The sequence below is a fragment of the Sulfitobacter sp. CW3 genome (genome assembly GCF_019392245.1).
Lineage (GTDB): Bacteria > Pseudomonadota > Alphaproteobacteria > Rhodobacterales > Rhodobacteraceae > Sulfitobacter.
This window is the reverse complement of record NZ_JAHXRL010000198.1, coordinates 1-274: the sequence shown is the minus strand read 5'-3', so window position 1 is coordinate 274 and position 274 is coordinate 1. Positions and strand designations below refer to the sequence as shown.

Annotated in this window: 1 protein-coding gene; it reads left to right on the top strand. The window is 59.5% G+C overall.

Annotation, left to right across the window (positions count from 1 at the left end):
* Positions 1-274, top strand: a 274-nt coding sequence (locus KZZ06_RS20760) for a hypothetical protein (protein WP_219581854.1), incomplete at both ends; no start/stop codon positions are given.

Genomic DNA, 274 nt, shown 5'->3' with positions numbered 1-274 from the left:
AGACGGCTCAGGAGCAAAGTTGGTTAACTGCCGGCTACGGAAGTACATCAACAGCCGGCTATGAAAGCAGGCTGATTGCCGGCTATGGCAGTACGCAAACCGCCGGCTACAAAAGCACCCTGACCGCAGGCTACGGCAGCACCCAGACCGCCCAGGAAGAAAGCTCGCTGACGACCGGTTATGGGAGCACTTCAACGGCCGGCTACAACAGTACGCTGATCGCCGGTTACGGCAGCACTCAAACTGCCGGCTACAACAGCAGCCTGACGACGGG